Origin of the sequence: Agathobaculum hominis (assembly GCF_014288055.1) — a bacterium.
GTDB classification, from domain to species: domain Bacteria; phylum Bacillota; class Clostridia; order Oscillospirales; family Butyricicoccaceae; genus Agathobaculum; species Agathobaculum hominis.
This window is the reverse complement of the sequence record NZ_JACOPK010000006.1, coordinates 33340-58114: the sequence shown is the minus strand read 5'-3', so window position 1 is coordinate 58114 and position 24775 is coordinate 33340. Positions and strand designations below refer to the sequence as shown.

Sequence of the window (24775 nt, the reverse complement as noted above, 5' to 3'; positions counted from 1 at the left end):
ACTTATTTTTATTATATCCTCTTTGCCTTGCAAAGTAAAGAAATCATGTGACAGATTTTTAACAGTTTTGTCTCGGCAGGATTATGCAAACCGCGCAAAATATGAGACAGCCCTGCCGCGAAACTTTTTTTCTCTCACATTTTCCAGACCGTTCCGGTCTAAAGCCTGTCGCGAAACTTGCGTTTCGCCGACAAGCTGTGTTCTGACAAACGCAGAACACGAGTCGTCCGAAAGTTCCCATACGGAAACTTTCTCCCTCCAGAAGTATCAAAACCGAGGTACACGCCCCCGGTTTTGATGCAATCACTTCGCGATTGCTGTTTCATGCACGCTGCCGCGCGGCAGTGTCAATATCTCAGAACGTTTTCTCTCACATTTCCCAGACCGTGCCAGTCTGGAAGAAATAGAGGATGCTCCCCTGAACCGTTCCGCCGCAGATCTCGCGAACGGCTGCGGCATAGGCGTCGAGCTGCGCGCGGTAGCTTTCCGCGCGCTCGGGCAGCGTTCTTTCACTCACGCGGTCGGTCTTGAAGTCGAGGATGACGTAGCCGTCCTCCGTCTCGATGAGACAGTCGATGACGCCCTGCAAAAGCACGTTCTCCTCCGGCTCGCTCTCCGCTGCCGGGAAATAGCGCGATGCCGGGACGAGAACGGAAAACTTGAACTCACGGCGGACCTTTGCGTTCTTCATCAGTCCGCAGTACAGCTCCGAGGCGAAAAACGCCTCGATACGCGGGATCTTCACCGCCGCCGCCTGTTTTTCCGACAGGATGCCGCGCGCGGCGAGCCGCGCAAGCTCCCGCTCGACGCCGCCCGGCTTTTCCGCCTCGCTGAAGTCGCAGAACTGCATGAACAGATGATGCGCGGTGCCGGCCTCCGCCGGGGAGAGCCGTCTCTCCGCCGGGTCGAACAGCGGCGCGCGCAGCCTGACCTCACGGCGCGGCGGCGCGGTCTCCTCGGCGGCCTCATCCGCGCGGTAGCCGCGGCCGATGCCGGTCGCAGTCAGCTTGCTCGGCAGCTCGATCAGGCATTCATGCGGATAGCGCAGCGCCGGCTTTACCTCAAGTTCGCCGCGCTCCGGCTCGGCGAAGCCCTCGACCTCGCACTCCGGCTCGGGCAGCATATCCGGCGTATACAGCTTCACCTCAAAGGCGTCGTTGTCCGTGCCGTGCTCGGGGACCGCGAGATCATATGCCTCGCGCAGCGCACGGGTGCACGGATGGCGCAGCAGCGGCGTGAGGAGCCAGGCCAGCGGCGAGCGGACCGTACCCATCGCATACTGCGGCAGCTCATCGAGGCCTGCCAGCTGCGCCCACTTTGCGAGCGAGCTTCCGAGCGTGCCCGACGCGCCCGTCAGGATGAGCTTTTCCTTCGCGCGCGTCATCGCGACATACAGCACGCGCAGCTCCTCCGAGATCATCTCGCGGCGCTGTCTGACCGCGACCGCGACGCGCTCGACCGTATCGTACTGCACGCCGCGCTGCACATCGCGGCACTTGCTGCCGAAGCCAAGCTCCTGATGGATGAGCACCGGCTCCTTGAGGTCGCTCTCGTTGAAGTTCTTCGCGCAGTCGGCCACGATCGTGACCGGAAATTCCAGACCCTTGGATTTATGGATGGACAGGATGCGCACCGCGCTGCCGGTCGCCTCCGCGCCTACGGTCTGGAAATCCTCGCCGTTCTGCCGCATACCGCGCAGCAGGTTCACGAAGCTGTACAGACCGCGAAAGCCCTGCTCCTCGAACGCGCGCGCCCGCTCGAAAAACGCGAGCAGGTTGCTCTCGCGCTGTGCGCCGCCGGGCAGCGCGCCGTACAGGCCGAGTGCGCCCGTGCGGTCGTAGATCTCCCACAGCAGGCGGTACACCGGCTGGTCGCAGGCGAACGCGCGCAGATAGTCGAGCTTCTGCACAAAGCTCTCGGCCTTCGGCATGGTCTCGCGCGCGAGCAGCAGCGCGTCGTAAAAGCCGGCCGTGCGGTCGGTCAGGCGGATCTCCGCGAGCTCCTCCTCGGAAAAGCCGAACAGCGGCGACAGCATGACGCCGATGAGGTCTACATCCTGCCGCGGATTGTCGATCACGTTCAGCAGCGACACGATCGTGCCGACCTCGTTCGTCTCGAGCAGGCCGCCGCGCTGCTCCGCCGTCGCCGTCACGCCCACGCGCTCGAGCGCCGTGATATAGGTACGCGCCTTGCCCTTCGGCGAACGAAGCAGGATAACGATGTCCCCTGCCGTCACAGGACGCAGCTCACCGGTCTGCTTGTCCGTCACGGGGAAGCCCTCATCGAGTAGCCTTCTCACGCGCTGCGCCACGAGCCGCGCCTCAAGCTCGGTCTTTTCGGGCGCATCCTCGTCGCCGCCTGCCGTGTCCGCGAGCAGCACCTCGGTCCTGTAGCGTTTGTCCCCAGCCTGTGGATAATATTCCGCGCCGAGGTGCAGCGCCTCCCGGTCGGTATAGACCAGATCGCCCACCGTCTCGCCCATGACCGCGCGGAAGATATAGTTGCACGCCTCGAGCACCGCCCCGCGCGAGCGGAAATTGCGGCCGAGGATGATGCGGCGCGGCGCACCCTCCGCTGCCTCCTCCGCATCGGTGAACGTGCGGTATTTCTCGAGGAAGATCGACGGGTCCGCAAGGCGGAAGCCGTAGATGCTCTGCTTGACGTCGCCGACCATGAACAGATTGCTCTCGTTTTTCGAGAGCGCACGGAAGATCGCGTCCTGCACGGCGTTCGTGTCCTGATACTCGTCCACCGCGATCTCGGCGTACTGCGCGGACAGCGTTTTCGCCAACGCGGACGGCGCGCCGCCGTCATACAGAAGGCGCACCGCAAAATGCTCCAGATCATTGAAATCCGCCGCGTTCCGCGACCGCTTCGCCGCCGAGAACGCATCATCAAAGGCATTTACCGTATCAATGAGGGCGAAAAGCGCCGGGGCGGTCAGGCCGCGGTCGAACTCCGCCTCCGCCGCCGTCTCGGTCAGCCATCTGTCGTGGATCGCCTTTGCAACAGTCTTCCATTCCTCGCGCAGTTTTTTCACGCCCTCGAGGAATTCCTTGTCGTCGAACTTGCGCGTCGAGCCGAGACGGGCAAACGAGATATTGCGCGAGGCCTCCACGCTCCTGTCCCAGTCGTGCGCCATGAGCGCGTCGAGCAGAGCCTTCGCCTGCGCAAGATCGCTCTCGAGCGCCGGAAGATACGCGCCCTCGACGATATCCACGCCCGTGACCTCACCGATGGCGGTCTCGAGGAACGCCATGCCGTGCAGAGCTGCCGCCTTCGCCTGCTCCATGAGCACGCGGCCGTGCGGCGTGTCCATGCCGCGCGCATACAGTCCGGCGCGTACATCCTCGAGAAACGCCCTCGGGTCGGGGTGCGCCTGAATCTTATCATAGGTGCCGAGGATGACCTCCCCCAGACGCCTGTCGTCGCGTCCTGCGGTCAGCAGATCGCTCAGCGCGAGGAATTTTTCATCTGCACGCTCATAGGCGGCCTCGAGCACCTCCTCGAGCACCTCAGCGCGCAGAATTTTGCTCTCGTTTTCGTCCATCAGACGGAAATCCGGCGCGATGCCGAGCGCGGCCGCCTGCTCGCGCGCGAGCGACATGCACAGCGCGTGCACGGTCGTGATCTTCGCGCGGTGCACGAGGAAAAGCTGACGGCGCAGCCGCACGGAGGACGGGTCCTGCGCGACCGCCGCGCCGATCGCGGCCGCAATTCTCTCGCGCATCTCCGCCGCCGCGGCTCTGGTGAACGTCACAAGCAGCAGCTCTGTGATGTCGATCGGGTTTTCCGGGTCGGTCACGCGCCGCAGCACGCGCTCGGTCAGCACGGCCGTCTTGCCCGAACCGGCCGCCGCCGAAACGAGCAGCGTGCCGCCGCGATCCTCTATCGCGCTTTTCTGTTCTTTCGTCCATTCAGGCATTGCCGTCACCTCCCAGAAGCTCCCATACCTCACTGTCATCCAGTGCCTTCAGCGGGCGCTCGCGGTCGCCTGCGCTCTCGTCAAAATGGCAGGCGGCGCGGTAGTCGCACCAGTCGCAGGCGCATCTGTTCCTGTCATGGCGGCAGGGCGACGCCTCCACATTGCCCCTGCGCAGCTCTGCGCCCATCTCGAGCAGCTTTTTGTGCGTATAGCGCGCGAGTCTGCCGAACTGCGCGAGATCCGCCACCGCAGACTTCGGGTCGAGCGTTTTCTCGTCCTCGCCCTTGATCTTTTTCAGCTTGATAGGGATAAAGCGCCCCTTGTCCTCGATGCCCTGCTCCATCGCGTCGAGCAGCGACATATCCTCACTGAGCAGGCCGGAGCGGCGCAGCGCGGCCTCGCGCTTGCTGTGAAGTTCTTCCTCGGTCGCGGCGCGGTCGCCGTCGATGATGTCGTCGCGCACCGGCACATACAGCACGCCCGCCGGGACAATCTCGTTCAGCTCCTCGCTCAGCAGCCTGCGGTAGCGGTCGAGGCCCTCCTCCTGAAGCGCGTACAGATAAATGATGAGCTGCATATTCAGTCCGTACCAGATATCAGACAGCGAGAACGACTTTTTACCGCTCTTGTAGTCCATGACGCGCAGATACAGCCGCCCGTCGCGGATATAGCCGTCTACACGATCCACCTTGCCGGCAAGCGAGACCGTCACGCCGTCCTGCTCGCAGGTGACGGGCGGCAGGTCGCCGCCGCGCGAGAAATCCACCTCGTAATCGATCGGACGGAACTCCGACACGCGCAGCTCCTCGATGACGTTGTCCAGGATCTGCTGCACGCTCTTGACCAGCCGCCCGAACAGATAGCGGAAGCGCGGCGTCTTGTTTGCCAGACCGCCAAGCTCCTCCCGGATATACCGGTCGACCGCTTCGCGGCACGCACGCGCGACCGCGTCCTTTTCTGCGGCGGCAGCGCCGCCCTCGCGCTTTCCGAGCGCCGTCAGCGCGTGCTCGAGCACATAATGGATGAACGTACCGGTCTCGGGCGCGGCAAACGCCGCCGGGCGGCGCACCTTCGCCTTGAGGCCATACTGATAAAAGAACGCGCTCGGGCAGGAGAAGAATTTATCCACGCGCGAGGCGGTCAGATTGAGCTTTTTGCCGTACAGACCCTCGATGGTATCCGCAGCGTTCAGCGGACCGCGCGTGCGGCGCTGTCCTGCCGCCGCGAGCACCCGCTCGTCATTCTTATAAAAGGAATAGGCCGCCGAGACCGCCGGTGTGCGGTCGCCCGAGAGATACGCGCACGCAAGCTCGACCGCCGGCCGCTCCGCCTGCAAACGGTCGCGCACGGTCTCGGTCCTATGAGTCGTGAACGGCACGTTCGGCAGCAGGCCGCGCACCGTGCCGACAAAGTAGCTCGGCCGCGTTTCGCCGCCGCTCGCGTCGCTTGCGTGCCACGAGAGCAGCAGCTCCTCGCACGGGCACGCGAGCGCACGGTACAGCGTTTCCTGCTCCATGAGCAGGCGCTCCTCGCCCGAGGCCTTGAGCTCCACGCCGAGCGCGTCCAGCCTGTCGCGCTCCATATCGCTGAGCAGCGACGCCGAGGAGGTATCCTTCGGGATCAGACCATCGTTCACGCCGAGCAGGATCACATATTTTACATTGCCGCCGCAGACGCGCTCGATGTTGCCGCAGCTGACGCGGTCGAGCGAGACCGGGATGCTGCCGACCGAATAGCCGCTGAGCACGAGGCGGAACAGCTGCGCGAAGCGGTCGAGCGTCAGCGGCATATCGCCGCGCACCCACGCGAACTGCTCCATCGCGGAGACAAGGATCTCCCACAGCTGCCGGTACTCGTCCGCGAGCTGCAAACGGCCCGCCGCATCGTGCTCGGCGGCGCGCTCCTCCATGCGGCGCGGCGCGTCCACCGCGAGCAGGAAATCATACAGCGCGCGCACGCATTCGGCCGAGGGCTGCTCGCCCTTCAGCCGCTCACGCAGCGCGGCAAACGGCGCGATGGCGCGGGCACGCAGCTCGTTGAGCTCGTCCAGCTGCGCCTGTGCGGCCTCATCGACCGGAATGCCGTAGCCGTCCGGATGCTCGACCCAGTCGCGCTCCCACGCCGCACCATGTATCTTCCAGGTGATCGCGTAGTTCTCGAGCCGGTCGATCTCGTCCCACGCAAGCCCGGTCAGACCGGTCTTGAGGCAGCCGAACAGCTCCCTGCATCCGAAATTCGAGCGCACGCTCTCGAGCGCGCCGATGACGAGCGCCATCGGCGGCCGCGACAGCAGATCAGGCTTGTCCGCGAGGAACATCGGGATATCGTACCGCCCCATCGCCATGGCGAGCGAGGCGCTGTACGGCCCGATGTCGCGTGCCGCGATGACGAAATCACGGTAATGCGCCCCCTCGTCGCGCACCTTTCTGCGAATGTACGCCGCCGCGTGCTCGCATTCATCGAACGGCGAGGCCGCTTCATACAGCCGGACGCCCGAGGCGTCCTCATGTGCCTGACGGACAGGCAGAAGCGCCTCGTTCGCCACGGCGGCGAGACCTGCCGGCCGCGGCATTTTTCCCGCGCCGAGGTCGACGAGCTCAGGGCTGCGGCTGCATCGCTCCGCCATGCGCGTCAGCGTGCGCAGCGTCCTGCAGCCGGTCACGAATACATCGGGCAGCTCGACATCGCAGGTAACGGCGGCGGTGAGCGGCACGCCGGACGAGAGCATCACCTCGATGATGGCGAGCTCCTGCGGCGTGTAGCTGAGGAAGCCGTCCAGATAGACCTCCGCCCCGTCGAGCACATGGCTTTCCGCCAGACCGTCGCGCAGATGCGTCAGCCGGTCGCGCGGATCGGGCAGCGTTTCCTCGCACAGGCTGTCATACTGGGTCAGTATCTGCGCCAGATCGCGCAGCTTGGCGCTGAGCGCCGCGTCCTCATCGAGCGCACTCTCCTCGGACGCACGGAACAGCATTTCCGGCTCGATCATGCAGCTTTTGCACTCGTCGATGAGCGCGAGCGTCTCGCTCAGCAGCTCGGGCTTGTCGGCAAGACCGCTCCACGCGGTCAGTCCGACCTGCACGCGGCGCGCTGCCTCCTGCAGGGTCAGAAGCTGACCTGCCGGCGTGAGCATCTGCTGTGCAAGGCCGCCGACTACCGCGAACACGCGGTCCGCAAGGCGCGAAAACGTCAGCACCTCCGCCGTGCGCGCGCCGTGGTTGTGCGTTGCCGCCGCGAGCCGCCGTTCCATCTGATGAGAATTCAGCTCGGGGACGAGTAAAATCTGCCGTCCCCGGTTCGCCTCTGCCTTTTCCGCGATCTCGCGCAGGAGCATGGATGTTTTTCCGCTCGCAGCCAGACCGGTCACGATACGCATATAAGGCTCCTCCCTTCATACTCTCTTTCGTTCTTTCATGATACCATGAGGCGCCGCCCCTGTGCAAGCGGTGCGCCGCTTGCGCCGCGCGTTTTTTGCGCGTACACGCGGCCTGTATGCGTGCGCGCGCACATTTTTGAAAAGGCCTTGAAAATTCCACAAAAACTTTTTTCAAAAAAACGCTTGACATTTCCACAAAATTCGACTATACTAAACAGGCACTTTGCGAGACAGCAAATGCCTCTGTAGCTCAGTCGGTAGAGCAGGGGACTGAAAATCCCCGTGTCGGTGGTTCGATTCCGCCCGGAGGCACCAATTTTTCTTTTCCGTTTACGGAATCGAAAGGCGGCTCTTAGAAACAATTCAGTGAATTGTTTCAACCGCCGTGGCTTTCGCCGCAGCGAAAGCGATTCCGCCCGGAGGCACCATAAAATGCGGCTGTAGCTCATCTGGTAGAGCGCCACCTTGCCAAGGTGGAGGTAGCGAGTTCGAGCCTCGTCAGCCGCTCCAGAAAACAAAGCATCGACTTTCAGTCGATGCTTTTTGTTTTATCCGAAGGATTTTCTGCCATGCGCAAGCATATTTTCTTCTATCCGGCAGCACCGGTTCGCGATTTCGCCGGTTCCTGCATCTTCGATGCAGAAGGCGAGGATATGCCCCATCGAGAGCGTTTTTTGGCCGCCTTCGGCGGCCCGGGGGTGTCGGTGCCCACCGACAGGGGCAAAAGGGGACAGGACACCATATGGTTTCCTGTCCCCTCTTGACTCCCCTTACCTTCCTTTTAAGCTGCGACTCCCTGCGGTCGCGCAGCGAAATGCGAGGGGCCCACAGGGACGTCTGGTGCTCCAAGGGTACACCCTTGATGGAAGCGGAGCTTTTCGCAGCGGAACGCGGCCGCCCTGCACCGTCTGGCCGCGCACTGGTATGCGCGGCAAACCACGCAAGCGAAATTCAGGGCAGCTCAGCTGCATATAAGCTGAAAGACGCCCGGAACCGAGCTCCCGTAACCCCCGTTTAGACGCGCGACCGAAGGGAGTCGCGTCCAAAGGAAGATGAGGGGGAGTCAAGAGGGGGATAAGAAACCATTCGGTGTCTTATCCCCCTTTTGCCCCTGCCGGTGGGCACCGGCAATCCCCTCGTCGGTGGGCACCGACGTCTCCGCCGCCAGACGGCGTTTCCCCTTACGGGGTAATTTCACCGGTAGGTAAATACTTCGCCTGCTGATTTTCACCCTGAAGCACCAGCACGCCGTCCTCAAACGCAATATTGCTGACCTTGAACGCGGCCTTCGCCGTTCCAACAGTCTGCCCGAAGCTGTCAATGCAGACGACCGTCCTGTCGTCCGTCTGAAGCGCATACAGACCGGCGCCGTCGGTCGGCAGCTCCGTCGGCGTCGAAACATCCCACGTTACCGTATACAGCACCTTCGCGCTGCCGCCCGCCGGGCAGTAAAAGATTTCATAAGTACGGTCCTTGACCCAGCCGGCGTACAGATTGCTGCCCTCGCTGTACAGCGCGTTCTGGTAGGTCCTGCTGAGCACCCTGCCGTTCAGATCACAGACCTTGTAATAGCCGACGCTGTCCGAAACAATGCAGGTCTCGCCGCTCTGGTTGAGGCTGGTGATATTCTTCGCGCCGAGCGTGGCGGCCCTGCCGTCCTTCACGAGGACAGACGGACTGCTGTCGTAATTGATGAGCAGCACATCGCCTCTGCCAGAGTAAGCGCCGAGCGAAACGCCCTTGACGCGCCACAGCTCGCGCGTCTGGTTGTCGATAGCTGTGATGCTGCCGTCGCTGCTGCGCACGAGCGACTTGCCGTCGTTGCTCCACGAGCTCAGCGCACTGAACTCGGTCTTGCCGTGCGTGCCGTCCGAACGGATGATGAGGAATGTACCGCCGCTGCCGGTGTTAAACTGCTTCGCCCACGCCTTCGTGCCGTCCGGGCTGATGCCGGTTATCGTGCGGTTTTCGAGCCGTTCGCCGGTCTTGAGGTTCACGACCGTGCAGTGCGCGTCCGTATCGGTCCATTCAACCTCTGCCCACACGCCGAACAGATGCGCATTCTGGAAATAGCCGTTTGTGTTCTCGAAATCGGTCAGCAGGCGTTTTCCTGCCGCGTCCTCGATCGTCACGGTTCTTTCGTTCGGCACGAGCACATAATGCGCCGCTTCCTTCGCCGGTGCGAGGGCGTACCTGCTGTCGTACAGGCGGAGCGTGGTCGCGATGGACTGCTCGCGCGTATACGCACCGTTCGGAGTGAACTGATTGCTGCCGGTGCCGTTCATGATACCCTGACGGTAGACCCAGTTGATGTCGCTGCGCGCCCACGACCGGATTTTCTCGCCGTCCGCGAAAACGTGCGGCAGGCGGTCGTTTACGTCATTTTTGACGTTCTTGTTCAGTGCGCCCAGACGGTGCAGCATGCTCGCCGCCTCCTGCCGGGTAATGTTCTTGTCCGGGGCGAATTTGCCGTTTCCGACGCCGTTTACCACGCCTGCCGATGCACACAGCAGCACATCTGCGTTATCGGTATCAGTGAAGCTGACCTTGCCGGTCGAGGCAGTCTGCAAAACGTTTTCCCTGTCCCACGCACGGTAGACCGCCGCGGCGAGCGAACAGAAATCCTCACGGGTGATCGGCGTTTCGAACGCGCTGTCCACCTGCGAGGGCACGAGGCCGGCCGCGCGCGCCGCATCGACCGATGACTGCGCCCACGCGCTCGGCGCGTCCGCCGCACCTGCTGCGGTCATCATTGCCGCCGCGAGCAGCGCGGAAACCCACATTTTCTTCATGAAATTGCTCCTCCTTTTACTATCTGCGCGGCCGCCGGTTCTGGCGGCCGCATTTTCTGCCTTTATTTTACACCTGTGCTGCTGTTCTGTCAACGTCGCACAGGAAAAGGCTCTTTGCCCTGTTTGACGGGTGTTCCCGGAAAAAGTTCCCTATCTGGTAACGTCTGTGTATTCCGTCTTTTGAATTTCTCGCAGATCGCCGTCCGGGTCCTGAGATTTCTCGCTGAGCACTCTCCCCTGCTCGTCAAACTGATAATAATTGACCGCGCCGTAGGAATACGTGCAGGTCGCGGTATGCGCGGCATCGTCGTATGTCCACTCCCGGCGATCACCGTCCACGCTTACCGTGCTGCCGCGTTTATCCGTCACGTTCACCGTGTTGTACGATTCGTTCCCGTTCGCGTCGTAGACTGTAATATTTTCGGTACGCTCGCCGGTTTTCTGGTCGATTTCGGCCGTGCCTCGCAACCGGAGTACGCCCTCCACGGAATGCGCCTCAGTCAGATATGGCTTGGTCTCATCGCCGCGATAGCTGTAAACCGCGATCACATCACCGGTCTGCTCCCGAACCAGCCTTCCCTGTGCGTCATATTGCTGATAAACGTCCGCTTTGGTGCCGTTCGTTATGGTATGCCACGCGACCGTATCACCGTCATAGGTTTTGTGCTCTGAACGCAGTCCCGGGTCGGTAGAAAACCGGCTCTTTTTCCAGATTTCCCGTCCCTGTTCGTCATAGCCGGTGAGGGAAACGTAATCTCTGCTGAATTCCTCTCCCTTGCTGCTCCTGCCGACCGTCTGCTCGACCTTCGCCGCCGGTTCGGCATACGGCAGCAGCGACCAGTTCTCGGCCGTCGGCCTGACATACCGCATCCCCTGCATCATCAGTCCGCCGCCGGCGACAGCGCTGCATACCGCCGCGCTCGCCGCGAGCATTCCCACACGTTTCAGCATATCCTGTCTCATAAAAGCACCGCCCTTCTCTATCCATCAGCTGTGTGTCCTTCTTTGCTTTCAGTATAACATATCGCGCGCCGGAAAAATAGAAAAAAAACCAATTATGGCGGAAGCGTTAAAATTTTACGGTCTGTTAACAAAATTCGACTGTACGACTGCAAAACGACCCGTGTTCTGCGTTCGTCAGAACACACTTGTCGGCGAAACTGTAGTTGCGCGACAGGTATAAAAAAGCTCCCGCAGAACATACTCTGCGGGAGCTTGATTATTTATGCTGTTTCAGCCTGTGTGCAGGAGATTAAGCCTCCGGTGCGTACAGAGCCTGCAGACGCTGCAGGTGAGCGTAACGCTTGGTGGACTCGATCTCGGAGCGCTCGAACAGACCCTCTGCGCGATCCGGGAAGGAACGGGTCAGAGCGGAGTAACGAGCTTCGCCCATCATGAACTTGCGGTAATCCTCGGTCTTGGGCTCCTTGGACTCCAGGATGAACGGGTTCTTGCCCTCGTCAGCCAGCTGCGGGTTGAAGCGGAACAGGTTCCAGTAGCCGCAGTCAACAGCCTTCTTCATCTCAGCCTGGCAGTTGGTCATGCCGCCCTTGATGGAGTGCATCTCACACGGAGCGTAGCCGATGACCAGAGACGGGCCCGGATAAGCCTCAGCCTCAGCGATAGCCTTCAGAGTCTGAGCCATGTTAGCGCCCATAGCTACCTGTGCAACGTAAACGTAGCCGTAGCTCATAGCGATCTCAGCGAGGCTCTTCTTCTTGGTGGTCTTGCCGGAAGCTGCGAACTGTGCAACAGCGCCGATGTTGGTAGCCTTGGAAGCCTGTCCGCCGGTGTTGGAGTAAACCTCGGTATCGAATACCATAACGTTTACGTCCTTGCCGGAAGCCAGAACGTGATCCAGACCGCCGAAGCCGATGTCGTATGCCCAGCCGTCGCCGCCGAAGATCCAAACGGACTTCTTAGCGAGGTATTCCTTGTGAGCCAGAACATCCTTGCAGTCCGGGCAGCCTGCTGCTGCGCCCTTTTCGAGCTCTGCAACCAGCGCCTTGGTCGGCTCAGCGTTAGCAGCGCCGTTGTCCTTGGTATCCATGAAGGTGTTGACGGCATTCTTGAAGTCGTCAGAAGCCTTCTCGGAGCCAGCCATCTCCTCGAGCTTGGAGATCAGGCGCTCACGGAGCGCTTCCTGGCCGTAGTACATGCCGAGGCCGTGCTCTGCGTTATCCTCGAACAGGGAGTTTGCCCATGCCGGACCGTGGCCCTCAGCATTGACGGTGTACGGGGAGGTAGCAGCCGGGCCGCCCCAGATAGAAGAACAGCCGGTAGCGTTGGAGATGTACATGCGGTCGCCGCAGACCTGAGTAACCAGGCGGGCGTAAGAGGTCTCAGCGCAGCCTGCGCAGGAGCCGGAGAACTCAAGCAGCGGCTTCTTGAACTGAGAATCCTTGACGGAATTTACGGAAGCCATATCTTCCTTCTCGGAAACCTTTGCTACGCAGTAATCGAAGGTATCCTGCTGAGCAGCTTCCTGATCCTGCGGAACCATGGTCAGAGACTTGGTCGGGCAGACGCCGATACATACGCCGCAGCCCATGCAGTCGAGCGGAGATACAGCCATGGTGTACTTGTACTTGCCCTTGCCCTTGCCGGCCTTGATGTCGACGAGCTTCGCAGACTCCGGAGCGCCAGCAGCCTCTTCGTCGGTCAGAGCGAACGGACGGATGGTAGCGTGCGGGCAGACATAAGCACACTGGTTACACTGAACACAGGTAGCCTCGTTCCAGTGCGGAACGGTAACTGCTACGCCGCGCTTCTCGTAAGCAGCTGCGCCGTGCTCGAAGGAGCCGTCAACATGCTCGCCTGCGAAAGCGGAAACCGGCAGAGAGTCGCCGTCCATGCGGCCGATCGGCTCCATGACTTCCTTGACCATCTTGACAACTTCCGGACGGCCCTGAAGCTCGCGGGTATCAGCCTCGTCCTGAGCGTCAGCCCAGTCAGCCGGTACGTCGATCTTCTTGTATGCGGTAGCGCCGATGTCGATCGCCTTGTGGTTCATATCAACGATGTCCTGGCCCTTCTTCAGGTAGGACTTGGTAGCAGCGTCCTTCATGAACTGGATCGCCTGCTCGGACGGCATTACCTTAGCCAGTGCGAAGAACGCGGACTGGAGGATGGTGTTGGTGCGCTTGCCCATGCCGATCTCGATCGCGAGGTCGATCGCGTTGATGGTGTAAAGCTGAACGTTGTTCTTTGCGATGTAGCGCTTCTCAGAAGCTGCGAGGTGGTGGCTCAGCTCTTCCGGAGTCCACTGGCAGTTGATGAGGAATACGCCGCCCGGCTTAACGTCACGCACGATCGGGAAGTGCTTGGTGATGTAGGACGGGTTGTGGCAGGCTACGAAGTCAGCCTTGTTGATGTAGTAAGGAGAACGGATCGGCTTGTCGCCAAAACGCAGATGCGAAACGGTTACGCCGCCGGTCTTCTTGGAGTCGTACTGGAAGTATGCCTGTACGAACTTGTCGGTGTGGTCGCCGATGATCTTGATGGAGTTCTTGTTCGCGCCAACGGTACCGTCGCCGCCGAGACCCCAGAACTTGCACTCGGTGGTGCCTTCTGCTGCGGTGTTCGGAGCCGGCTTCTCTTCCAGAGACAGGAAGGTTACGTCGTCGGTGATGCCCAGAGTGAACATCTTCTTCGGCTCAGCCTTGGTCAGCTCCTCGTATACAGCGAATACGGAAGCCGGAGGCGTGTCCTTGGAGCCCAGACCGTAACGGCCGCCGGTTACGACCTTGTCGGTGATGCCTGCGTCAGCCAGAGCGGTAACAACGTCCATGTAGAGCGGCTCGCCCTGGGAGCCCGGCTCCTTGGTGCGGTCGAGGACTGCGATCTTCTTCGCGGTCTCCGGGATAGCTGCGATCAGCTTGTCAGCGCGGAACGGACGGTACAGGCGAACCTTGACCAGACCGACCTTCTCGCCGTGTGCGTTCAGGTAGTCGATGACTTCCTCTGCAACGTCGCAGATCGAGCCCATAGCGATGATAACGCGGTCTGCGTCAGCAGCGCCGTAGTAGTTGAACAGCTGGTAGTTGGTGCCGAGCTTGGCGTTAACCTTGCCCATGTACTCCTCTACGATGCCCGGAACTGCCTCGTAGTACTTGTTGGCTGCCTCACGATGCTGGAAGAAAACGTCGCCGTTCTCGTGAGAGCCGCGCATCATTGCGTGCTCCGGATTCAGAGCGCGCTTGCGGAATGCTTCAACAGCATCCATGTCGCACATTTCCTTCAGATCCTCGTAATCCCAAACCTGGATCTTCTGGATCTCGTGGGAGGTACGGAAGCCGTCGAAGAAGTTGATGAACGGAACGCGGGACTTGATGGTAGCCAGGTGAGCTACTGCGGACAGGTCCATAACTTCCTGCGGATTGGTCTCTGCGAGCATGGCAAAGCCGGTCTGACGGCATGCCATAACGTCGGAGTGGTCGCCGAAGATGTTCAGAGCGTGGGAAGCAACGGTACGCGCGGATACGTGGAATACGCACGGGAGCAGCTCGCCTGCGATCTTGTACATGTTCGGGATCATCAGCAGAAGACCCTGAGATGCGGTGTAGGTGGTGGTGAGAGCACCTGCTGCCAGAGAGCCGTGTACGGTGCCTGCCGCACCTGCCTCGGACTGCATTTCGATAACCTTTACGGTAGTACCGAAAATGTTCTTCTGACCTGCGGCTGCCCACTGGTCAACGCTGTCTGCCATAGGGCTGGACGGGGTGATCGGATAGATGCCCGCAACCTCGGTAAACGCATACGACACATGTGCCGCAGCGGTATTACCGTCCATGGACTTCATCTTTCTTGCCATGAGATATATCCTCCTATTTAATTATAGCGTCGGATTTTAAAAAGCCCCTTTTTAGTGTATTTTACACGATAACGAGACTTTTTTTCTGAAATTTATTGTATCACCGATGCAAACGATTGTAAACAGCAAAAGCCGTTTTTTTCGTTTGTTTTTTCATTTTTTGATAAGCTGTTTTGTATTGTGAAACAACCCCCGTTTTTTCGTCCGTTTTTCCTGTGCAAACCTACAGTTTTTGTATTGTGGAAGGGGGAGTGATATGGTATATTTATTCTATACAGCGGTTTTCGCTCCACGGCAGAAGCACAGCCTCCCTCGGAAAGGATGGATCGAGCATGGTCTCTCGCGTATTTTCCGCCGGTCTCGACGGCATAAACGGATATATCGTCACGGTTGAGTGTCTGCTTTCGGGCGGACTGCCGCGGCTCGATGTGGTAGGACTGCCGACCGGCGCGGTCAGCGAGGCTGGAGAGCGCGTGCGCGCCGCCGCGAAATCCTGCTCGTTCGACTGGCCTGTGTCGCGCCTGACGGTCAACCTCGCCCCGGCGGACACGCGCAAGGCCGGGACCGCCTTCGACCTGCCCATCCTGCTGTCCATTCTCGCCGCCGCAGGCGAGATCAACGCTCTGCCGCAGGACGCGCTGTTCTTCGGGGAGCTTTCGCTCTCCGGCGAGCTGCGTCCGGTGCGCGGCGCGCTCTCCATGGCGCTCGCGGCGCGAAGCGCGGACTTCCGTGCGGTCTACGTCCCGGCGGCCAACGCGCAGGAGGCCTCTTATGCCGACAGTCTGACCGTCTATCCCGTGCGCACGCTCAGCGAGCTCATCAATCACCTCAGCGGCCGAAAGCAGCTTGTCCCCTGTCCCCCGCCGCCGGAACCGAAACCGGCGGAGCACGACCTCGACTATGCGCATGTGCTCGGGCAGCACCTCGTCAAGCGCGCGCTCGAGGTCGCGGCCGCCGGCGGGCACAATGTCCTGCTCTCCGGCTCCCCCGGCTCGGGCAAGAGCATGATGGCCAAGCGGTTTTCGTCCATCCTGCCGCCGCTCTCGCATGACGAACGGCTGGATGTCATCCGCGTCTGGTCGGCGGTCGGCCGGGCGCAGGAGGCCGTGGAACGCGCCGAGCGGCCGTTCCGCGCGCCGCATCATTCCTCCTCGGCGGCAGCGCTTGCCGGAGGCTCGGGCTCACCCGGACGGCTTCCCCTGCCCGGCGAGATCACGCTCGCGCACCGCGGCGTGCTGTTCCTCGACGAGCTGCCCGAGTTCCGGCGCGACGCGCTCGAGGTGCTGCGACAGCCGATGGAGGACGGAAAGCTGACCATCGCCCGGGCGGCCGGACAGGTCACTTATCCGGCCGATTTTCAGCTCATCGCCGCCATGAACCCCTGTCCGTGCGGCTGGTACGGCACAAACCGCTGCACCTGCGCGAAGGAGCGCGTGCAGCAGTATCTGCGCCGTCTGTCCGGGCCGCTGCTCGACCGCATCGACCTCCAGATCACCGTGCAGCCGGTCGAGTACGAGGCGCTCGCCGCGCGCAGCCGCGCACAGGAGGAAAGCTCGGAGACCATCCGCGCCCGTGTGCTCGCTGCCCGGCAGCGGCAGTATGACCGGCAGGGCGAGGACGTCTGCAACGCCGCCATTCCGCCCTCGCTTCTCGCGGAGTTCTGTCCGCTGACCGACGAGGCGTCTGCCGTTTTCCGCCGCGCCTTCGAGCGGCTCGGTCTGACCGCCCGCGCCCATGACCGCATCCTGCGCGTCGCGCGCACGATCGCGGACCTCGCTGAAAGCGACACCATCGGCGCCGAGCATATCGCCGAGGCCATCCAGTACCGCACGCTCGACCGCATGGCAAATTTTGAGTAATATATTATAATGTATAAAGGAGCACTTTCATGAACTGCTTTTGCGCGTTTGACCTCTACAGCACCTTTGTGACGGTTTTGAATACCGCGCTCGCGGTATTCATCATCTGCCTGCTCTTCAAGTGGCTCCGCCGGTCGAAATAACCGGCCATTCTCCCCCCGAAAGGACATTCATCGTGATACAGAAACACTGCTGGGAATGCGGCGCAGCGCTCATCGAAAAGCCGCTCGAGGGCGAAGGCATCGTGCCCTTCTGCCCCGTCTGCGGCGAATACCGCTTTCCCATGTACAACGCGGCGGTCAGCATGATCGTCGTGGACGAAAACACCGGCCGCATTCTGCTCATCCAGCAGTACGGCAGACCGAGCTATATCCTCGTCGCCGGTTATATCAACCGCGGCGAGAGCGCCGAGGATGCCGTCCGGCGCGAAATCCTCGAGGAGACCGGTCTGCACGCCGGCCGTATCCATTTCAACCGCACCCGGTTCTTCGAGCCGTCCAACACGCTCATGTGCAACTTCACCGCCTTTGTCCCCGACGCGGAACGCATTCACGTGAACCGCGAGGTCGACCGCTTCCGCTGGTTTTCCCCGGCAGAGGCGCGTGCAAATATCCGCCCGAACAGCCTTGCCGCCGCCTTTCTGGATGCGTGGCTGGATGAAAACGGCCTGCAAATTCGATAAAATAGACATTCCCCGGCGTTTTGTTGTTGAAATATTCTCTGTTTGATGATACAATGTCAATATGTATATGCAGGCATTTCTTTTCGGTCTGCGTGCAGCCGTTGTGCTCCGCCGGCGTGTGCGTACACGCACCGGAGTTATCCACAATCCGTGTGGATAAGTTTGTGGAAACTGTGAATAAATCTATATTTTTCACAAATTCGACACAAAAGCCCATTAAACTATATACATATAATACAGGAAATTAACACAGGAATTTACAGGAGGTCTTCCCTATGCCATACCACTTTGTTCGCCGCGCAGGCGTTCTGGCTCTCGCGGCGACTATGGTCGTGCCGCAGGCCGGTGCGCTCTCCGACGTTTCGAGCTGGGCGCAGGAGGATATTGCTGCGGCACAGCAGGCAGGCCTTATGCCGACCTCGCTTGCAGACAGCTCCGCCCGTGAGGAGATCACGCGCGCCGAGTTCTGTGCGATCGCCGTCAAGGCCTACAAGCAGCTGACCGGCAAGGCGGTCTATGCCTCAGGTCAGAAGTTCTTCCGCGACACGGACGACGCCAACGTAAACGCAGCCTATTCTCTCGGTCTGGTCAGCGGCCGCGCCAGCGGCTATTTCGACCCGAACGCGAGCATCGAGCGTCAGGATCTGTGCGTCATTCTCAACAACATCCTCGACAAGGCCGGCATTGACGCGCCGGAGATCGCGGGCGACGCCTGCGTCGAGGACTATGACGACGTCAGCACGATCAAGTCCTACGCGGTCGACCCGGTCGTCCGCATGGTGGACTACACCATCGTCAACGGCATCTCGGACGGCTTGGGCGGTGCGCAGCTGGCTCCGTCCGGCACCGCGACGCGCGAGCAGGCCGTTATCATGGCCAACCGTTTTTGCAGCGAGTTCGAAAAGCTCTCGCCGAACAAGTCCGAGGTCGTTATCACTAAGCCGAACACGACGGTCAGCACGCCGAACAACCTCTGGAACACCCCGAGCACGATCATTCCGGACGATAAGATGACGTTCGTCTACGGTCTGGGCGGCTCGAAATACACCTCTGCCGAGGAGGCCGAGGCGCACATGGTCGAGATCGCAGTTCCGGTATGGCGTCTCCAGTCGGACGGCACCAAGACCACCGGCACCGCTTACTTACAGGTCAACGCCTCGCTCGCCGCGATCTACAAGGCGATCTTCGAGGAGATCTACAACGGCGACGAAAAGTTCCCGATCAACGACGTCGGCTGCTATTCGTGGCGTACCGGCGAGCATTCGCAGGGCACCGCGGTCGATATCAATCCGAACGAGAACATGGAGGCGACCATCAACGCCGACGGCTCGCTCACCCCGACCTGCGGCACGCACTGGACGCCGTACACCGACCCGTTCTCCATTCCCGAGGGCGGCGACGTTTACAACGCCTTCACCAAGTACGGCTTCGCCTGGGGCGGCAACGCCTGGCACAGCAAGCGCGACTACATGCACTTCAGCTACTTCGGCAAATAAAAGAATTTCGAAAAGACTGCTTTATGCAGTCTTTTCTTTTTGCAGGAAAAAGCGCCTGGCCAGAAGGCCGGGCGCTGATAACGAATCAATTCACGATTTTTGTACATTCGTATTATTCAGGCTTTTGCAGAAGTGTCAAAAAATCAACGGGCATCCAGACATGGTAGACAACTCCATTTTTCTTCACAACCGTTTGTTTGTCACCAGTCTTAACAGCAATATAGTTTTTCGCATGGTTATCATATCTGCCAGAGAAATAAATATATGCGACAGCGCCATTTGATCTATCGAAAAGAGTTTTCAAAACACTCCTTGAAACATAAAGGCGATTACAGGTTTCCAGGATTACATTGCTGCGTTCTTTACTCAATATATCTTCGATTTGTGCGGTTTTCTCATTAGAAGCCAAGTCAATCCGCAAAGGTTCGGTATTTTGAAACATATTCCTGTGTGGAAAATAAAAAAATACCAGATAAGAAAAGCAGCATAATAACAGTCGTTTGAGAACTGGTGAAAGTTTTTTATCTGTTTTTCGATGCAGCAAAAGCGCAAGTGAAAAAACAATGATTATCCAGCAGATGAGCGCACATATACAAAGTATCATACTCTTTCCTGCCTCACTTAATAATATCTGAAGAATTCAGCATATCGTCCAGCCTTTGTTTGATCTCAGTGTACTGCACCGCCGAACGGTAGGTTGAACTTTCAGCAGCGCTTTCATAGAAGTTGAAAAACGGCTCTTATCGCAATGGCCGGGCGCTTTTTCCTGCAAAATTTCCGTTTTATCGCAGGAAGCCGAGCGAGCGGATGATCGGCGGCTCCTTTGCCTGTCCCTTGCAGATAGAGAAAAAGCAGATGATGCGGACAACGAACAGGACAGCATAGCAGATGCCGCAGGCTACCGGAATAAGAAAGGTCCAGAAAAGCACCGCGCTGATGATGCCGAGCAGGATGTCAACGACCGTAAACTTGAGCGACTGACGGACATGGAAGCCTGCATACGGCGAGCTCTGGCTGCCGAGCAGGGCGATGATAACGCCTGCCGCGCCGAGCAGATAGCACAGCATGGCGATAACCTTGTTATCGGAAATATCCTTCACATCAAATTCCGCCGTATGGTCATACGGGTCGAAATGGTACGCCGGCTGCTGCCAGTTATTCGGCTGCTGCCAGTTGTTCTGCTGTCCCCCGTTCGGCTGCTGCGGATTTTCGTGCGGCGCGCCGCCGCCGAAGCTCATGCCGCAGGTTTGACAGAATAAATCCGTATCGTTCATCTGAGAACCGCATTTTGGACATACTTTCATGTTTTTCTCCTCCTTTTATAGTCTCGAGTGGGTTCTTGCTGCTTCCATTATATTCTCCGTGCCCTTCATTTGCAAGAGCGCAGAGAATTTTTCCGGCTTTTCCCTGTACACCCGTCCGCTCCCTGCCCTGCCGCATATCTCCTCGCAAAATCCGCATTATTTTCTGTTCACTGTAAATACTACCACCATAACAACAGAACTACCGTAAATGGGAGGCAGAACAGCGTGAAAGCAACCGGAATTGTGAGGAGGATCGACGATCTCGGCCGCGTCGTCATCCCAAAGGAGATCAGAAGAACCCTGCGTATCCGCGAGGGTGACCCGCTGCAGACATCGTTGACAGCGGCCGAACGGTTCTGCTGCGCGATGAGCGAGCTGACAGGGAGAATGGGCTGGAAGTGATACATAACGGTACCGCGCAGCGGGAGCTGCGGCGCTTTGCGGAACGGATGCGGCATGGCCTTCCGGCCGTCGAAAAGCCTTTTTCCCGAACGCTCCGTCACACGTTGCAGCGGAATTTGACCGTGATATCCGTGATATTCATGCGTTCCTTCGGGAACTGATGGCGTTCGAGGTAGTCGTAGAGCAGGCGGATCGGAAGCGTGCCCTGTGTTTTGACGTCCTGCCCGATGATGAAATCGACCGTGCCGTTTTTGACCATTTTGATGTTGCCCTCGGTGATGTCGTGAACGACGATGTGCAGCTTTTCGCTGCGGTCTGCGGCGTGCACGGCGCGGTAAACGCCCTCCCGTCCCGCAGAGGTCAGATAGATGCCGCGCAGCTCGCTGTCCGACTGAATGGCGCGCATAGCGATGCGCTCGGAAAGGCTCTCGTCGAGGAACGAGCATTCCGGGTGCAGAACCCGGATATTCGGGAAGCTCTCCGCCATTTCAGTGCTGAAGCCGGTGAAACGCTGCGAGTCGGCATAGTGACCGCTGCGCTGACCCAGAATGGGCAGCACGCTGCCGTGCCCCTGCATGACCATGCCGAGCAGCGCGGCGGCGGCGCGGCCGGTCGCGATGTTGTCCGCGCCGACGTAGGCGATGCGGTTCGCGTCGGTGATGTCCGTATTGAACGTCACGACAGGGATGCCCTGCTTTTCGCTGAGCGTGTTGATCTTGTCGCGCACGAGCGTATTCGCGAGCGGCATGAGCGCGAGACCGTCGATGTGCTCGGTCGTTACCAGCTCATCGATCAGCGTCAGCTGATGCTGCACATCCATGTCCTGCATCGCACGCACGATGACCGTGATGTTCGGGATAAGCGCACGCTCGGAAAAGCTCTCGAACAGCTCGCACAGCATCTGCACGAAGGGCGAGTGGCCGGAGTGGAGCACCACGCCGATCTTCCACTGCTGCGTCTGCTGCATGACAAGGCGGTTCGAGATATAGCCCATTTCGCGCGCCGCCGCGCGGATGCGCTCCGCGACCTCCTCGCGCACGCCCTCCTTATGGTGCAGGGCGCGGTCTACCGTTCCGCGCGACACCCCGCAGCGGTCAGCGATCTGCTGCATCGTTACCATAAAATCACTCTCCTGCGTTATCTGTACTTATACTATATCACAAAACGCAGCCATGCGCCAGATGTTACATCTGCACGAAAATGTTGTGCTGCACATCTCCACCGATACAATGATAGCGTCATTTTTGTGCAGAACACCATAAATATTCACGAAATCAATATGCATAATCACGAGATAATGCACGGACAAATGATAGTGCGCCCAAGCTATTGCAACCGGAAAACTCCTGTGGTATTCTGAGTGCGTCAAGTGAAAAGGGCCTTCCCGAGAAGATTTCGATAAACCCGCACAAGCACGAAAAGAGTAAAGGAGAACACCAATTATGAAACTCGGATTTAACGAAGCAAACGACCGTTTCTGCAAGAACCACAGCGTTATGATGGACCTCGAGCTGTGCGAGAAGTACGGCTTCGACTGCATCGACATTCAGTCAGAGTGCCTGAACCGCGACCTCGAAGCCGGCAAGATCACCCTCGAGGAGATGGGCGCCTGGTTCCAGAGCCACCACCTCAAGATGCTGTCCTACAACGCGCTGTGCTTCTTCAACATGAAGCAGACGCAGGAGGAGAAGGACGCCGTTATGGCTGAACTCGACGAGATCATCCGCCGCTGCAACATCCTCGGCTGCAAGATGATCGTCGTTGTACCGAGCAAGGACATGAAGGAGCGTGGCCTGACCCCGACCCGCAGGGAGATCCGCGAGGATGCAGTTGCCGTTCTCAAGGAGATGGTCAAGAAGTGCGAGCCGCACGGCATCCGTCTGAGCCTCGAGTTCTGCGGCGAGCCGTCCATGACCATCAACCGCTTCGAGGACGCTTACGCCATCGTTGAGGAGGTCAACAGCCCGTATGTCGGCGTAACGCTCGACCAGTACCATTTCTACGCAATGGGCTCCGGCTGGGACACCCTCGAAAAGGCGGACGGCAAGAAGATCTTCGTATGGCACCTGAACGGCACCGAGGATATGCCCTGCGGCGCTTACTACAATAACGACGAGAAGCGTCTGTGGCCGGGTGCCGAGGGCGACTGCCTGCCGCACGCACGCTACGCCGATACCCTCAGGAAGATCGGCTTTGACGGCGACTGCTGCACCATCGAGATCTTCCGCCCGGCATACTACGAGATGTCGCAGGAGGAGAACGTAAAGAAGTCCGCAGAAGTCACCCGCGCACACGTTGCAAAATACGCACAGTTCTAAGTTCCCATTTTATCAAGCTTCGAAGAGAAAACAGAGATTTACAGAGGTATAAGGAGAATTTATTATGAGCTATCTGAAGAAAATCGGCGCACTGTTCGTTTCCTCCGCACTGATGGCATCCATGCTCGCAGGCTGCGGCGGCTCGTCCTCCGGCTCCACCGGTGACAGCGGCTCTCAGGCCGAGGGCGGCGACGGCAATTACAACATTTCCATCGTGTTCAAGACCACCTCGAACGAATACACCCAGTACATGATGGCAGGCGCGGAAAAGGCGGCGGCCGAGACCGGCGCAGTGCTCGACATGAAGGGCGCGACCTCCGAGACCGCGTATGACGAGCAGCAGAACATGATCGAGACCGACCTGCACGCCGGCAAGTACGACGCCATGATCATCGCACCGCTTCAGGGCGATATGGCGACCACGCTGGTGAATGGCGCCGAAATGCCGATCTTCGCGATCGACACCGACTTCAACGCTCCCGAAAAAATCTCCTTTATCGGCATCGGCCAGAAGGACGCTGCGGCAAGCGGCGGCGAAAAGGCTGTCGAGGCGGCGAAGGCAGCCGGCTGGGACAAGATCGAAGCCGCTTATATTGCGGGCGTTCAGGGCGACTCTACCGCCGATGCACGCCGCACCGGCTTCCAGGAAGGCATTGACGGCGCAGGCGGCACCTTCCTCGCAGACGAGGTGCAGTATTCCGACGCGGTAGCCGACAAGGCGACCGTCTGCATGGAGGGCATCATGCAGAGCCATCCGGAGGGTCTGGCTATCATCGCCTGCCACAACGACGACTGCGCGATCGCGGCAGCGCGTGCAGCAGCGAACAATCCGGCTTATGCCAAGACCATCTTCATCGGCTTTGACGGCAACATCACCGCAGCGCAGTCCATTCTGGACGGCGGCGAGACCATGACCGTTGCACAGAGCGGCTACGATCAGGGCTATCAGGCGGTCAAGACCGTCGTTGCGCACCTGAACGGCGAAAAGGTCGACAGCTTTGTCGACTGCGGCACCAAGGTCATCGACGCAGACAGCGCTGAGGAGTACATGGCGACCCTCAAGAGCCAGATGGACGGCAAGGACGCTGCCGCATAATGAACATTCAGGAGCATTTTCGCTGAAAACGCACTCAACCGAGGCCTTGCGCCTCGGTTTTCCTGTTTTAAGCAGGTAAAAATCTTCGAACAGCTCGTGTCCCGTGCAAAACACAGACTGTCGGAAACGCGCATCCGCGACAGCTTCCATCGGGGCAGTCTGATCTGCCCCGATGTTTTTCTGCGCAGAAAACGGCAATCTGTATCCGTTCCTGTAGCCGCGCAACGGTATACTGTAATCATATGATACCACTGGTATATCCAGTTCAAGCCCGACATACAGAAGGAGTATTATATGAACCATGAAATAATGCGAGGGAACAATTACGCAGCACAGATCTGCATTGACGGATACGACAGCAAGATCCTGTGCGGACGGCTTCAGAGCGCGGCGCTCGACAGCGAAATGTCATTCGGCAGTCTGATGGAGTTTTTCTGCGAGATGGAGCAGCTGCTCGATCAGACGCTCCCCATGCAGGCCTTCACCGAGCGGCGCACCTTCCGCTCCGTCCCGTCCGCCCCGCAGCAGCAGTCTGCCATGACGCGGACGCCCGGCCGGCTCGCTACCTTTATCGTGCGCATCCTGTTCCGGCAGAACGCCAGCTGGCAGGGCTCGGTCGTCTGGGTCGAGGGCAGACAGGAGGAGCGCTTCCGCAGCGCACTCGAGCTTGTTCTGCTGATGGACAGCGCCCTCACCGCACAGAAATGAGGCT

15 protein-coding genes, 2 tRNA genes and 1 pseudogene are annotated in these 24775 nt (G+C 59.6%); 10 read left to right on the top strand and 8 right to left on the bottom strand.

Annotated elements, in window-relative coordinates:
* Positions 1 to 370: 370 nt before the first annotated feature.
* Positions 371 to 3925: a helicase-exonuclease AddAB subunit AddA gene (gene addA / locus H8S02_RS07625; RefSeq protein WP_186970023.1), complete on the bottom strand. Its 3555-nt coding sequence runs from the start codon at positions 3923 to 3925 to the stop codon at positions 371 to 373.
* Positions 3918 to 7301 (bottom strand): PD-(D/E)XK nuclease family protein, encoded by a 3384-nt coding sequence (locus H8S02_RS07620; RefSeq protein ID WP_186970022.1) that lies wholly within the window; start codon positions 7299 to 7301, stop codon positions 3918 to 3920. The genes addA and H8S02_RS07620 overlap by 8 nt, the downstream gene beginning before the upstream one ends.
* 239 nt (positions 7302 to 7540) lie before the next feature.
* On the opposite strand from H8S02_RS07620, the gene H8S02_RS07615 reads away from it, so the two are divergent.
* The 3 genes from H8S02_RS07615 (at position 7541) to H8S02_RS07605 (ending at position 8065) form a co-directional block, all read left to right on the top strand.
* Positions 7541 to 7616, top strand: a tRNA-Phe gene (locus tag H8S02_RS07615).
* A gap of 119 nt (positions 7617 to 7735) precedes the next feature.
* A tRNA-Gly gene (locus H8S02_RS07610) sits at positions 7736 to 7811 on the top strand.
* Between the two features lie 26 nt (positions 7812 to 7837).
* On the top strand, positions 7838 to 8065 hold the full coding sequence (locus H8S02_RS07605; protein ID WP_186970021.1) for a hypothetical protein: 228 nt from the start codon (positions 7838 to 7840) through the stop codon (positions 8063 to 8065).
* Positions 8066 to 8482: 417 nt separating this feature from the next.
* Here H8S02_RS07605 and H8S02_RS07600 read toward each other — a convergent pair whose 3' ends face one another.
* From H8S02_RS07600 to nifJ, 3 genes are all read right to left on the bottom strand, one after another.
* Positions 8483 to 10093, bottom strand: coding sequence for an S-layer homology domain-containing protein (locus H8S02_RS07600; protein ID WP_186970020.1), 1611 nt, complete (start codon positions 10091 to 10093; stop codon positions 8483 to 8485).
* A 150-nt stretch (positions 10094 to 10243) separates the two neighbouring features.
* Positions 10244 to 11044, bottom strand: coding sequence for a hypothetical protein (locus tag H8S02_RS07595; protein ID WP_186970019.1), 801 nt, complete (start codon positions 11042 to 11044; stop codon positions 10244 to 10246).
* Positions 11045 to 11345: 301 nt separating this feature from the next.
* Complete coding sequence (nifJ, locus tag H8S02_RS07590; RefSeq protein WP_186970018.1) at positions 11346 to 14906, bottom strand: pyruvate:ferredoxin (flavodoxin) oxidoreductase; 3561 nt, start codon at positions 14904 to 14906, stop codon at positions 11346 to 11348.
* 332 nt (positions 14907 to 15238) lie between these two features.
* Between nifJ and H8S02_RS07585 the strand changes: the two genes are divergently transcribed.
* From H8S02_RS07585 to H8S02_RS07575, 3 genes are all read left to right on the top strand, one after another.
* Positions 15239 to 16765, top strand: a complete 1527-nt coding sequence (locus H8S02_RS07585) for a YifB family Mg chelatase-like AAA ATPase (RefSeq protein ID WP_186970017.1) — start codon at positions 15239 to 15241, stop codon at positions 16763 to 16765.
* Between the two features lie 175 nt (positions 16766 to 16940).
* Entirely contained in the window at positions 16941 to 17447 is a 507-nt protein-coding gene (locus tag H8S02_RS07580; protein WP_330601937.1) for an NAD(+) diphosphatase, read from the top strand.
* Positions 17448 to 17722: 275 nt separating this feature from the next.
* Complete coding sequence (locus H8S02_RS07575; protein WP_186970016.1) at positions 17723 to 18943, top strand: M15 family metallopeptidase; 1221 nt, start codon at positions 17723 to 17725, stop codon at positions 18941 to 18943.
* Positions 18944 to 19055: 112 nt separating this feature from the next.
* On the opposite strand, the gene H8S02_RS07570 is transcribed toward H8S02_RS07575, so the two are convergent.
* Together H8S02_RS07570 and H8S02_RS07565 are read right to left on the bottom strand one after the other, a co-directional pair.
* The gene (locus tag H8S02_RS07570) at positions 19056 to 19547 is read right to left on the bottom strand and encodes a hypothetical protein (protein WP_186970015.1); all 492 of its coding nucleotides are present in this window, start codon (positions 19545 to 19547) and stop codon (positions 19056 to 19058) included.
* 178 nt (positions 19548 to 19725) lie between these two features.
* The gene (locus H8S02_RS07565; protein WP_186970014.1) at positions 19726 to 20247 is read right to left on the bottom strand and encodes a zinc-ribbon domain-containing protein; all 522 of its coding nucleotides are present in this window, start codon (positions 20245 to 20247) and stop codon (positions 19726 to 19728) included.
* A 225-nt stretch (positions 20248 to 20472) separates the two neighbouring features.
* Here H8S02_RS07565 and H8S02_RS12570 point away from each other — a divergent pair.
* Positions 20473 to 20577: pseudogene (locus H8S02_RS12570) on the top strand (AbrB/MazE/SpoVT family DNA-binding domain-containing protein); the annotation flags it as partial.
* A gap of 169 nt (positions 20578 to 20746) precedes the next feature.
* Here H8S02_RS12570 and H8S02_RS07555 read toward each other — a convergent pair.
* Positions 20747 to 21769, bottom strand: a complete 1023-nt coding sequence (locus tag H8S02_RS07555; RefSeq protein WP_186970012.1) for a LacI family DNA-binding transcriptional regulator — start codon at positions 21767 to 21769, stop codon at positions 20747 to 20749.
* A 322-nt stretch (positions 21770 to 22091) separates the two neighbouring features.
* On the opposite strand from H8S02_RS07555, the gene H8S02_RS07550 reads away from it, so the two are divergent.
* The 3 genes from H8S02_RS07550 (at position 22092) to H8S02_RS07540 (ending at position 24771) form a co-directional block, all read left to right on the top strand.
* A complete protein-coding gene (locus H8S02_RS07550; protein WP_186970011.1) occupies positions 22092 to 22967 on the top strand; it encodes a sugar phosphate isomerase/epimerase family protein in 876 nt (291 codons plus the stop codon).
* A gap of 64 nt (positions 22968 to 23031) precedes the next feature.
* Positions 23032 to 24063, top strand: coding sequence for a sugar ABC transporter substrate-binding protein (locus H8S02_RS07545; protein ID WP_186970010.1), 1032 nt, complete (start codon positions 23032 to 23034; stop codon positions 24061 to 24063).
* A 294-nt stretch (positions 24064 to 24357) separates the two neighbouring features.
* Positions 24358 to 24771, top strand: coding sequence for a hypothetical protein (locus H8S02_RS07540; protein ID WP_186970132.1), 414 nt, complete (start codon positions 24358 to 24360; stop codon positions 24769 to 24771).
* Positions 24772 to 24775: the final 4 nt, after the last annotated feature.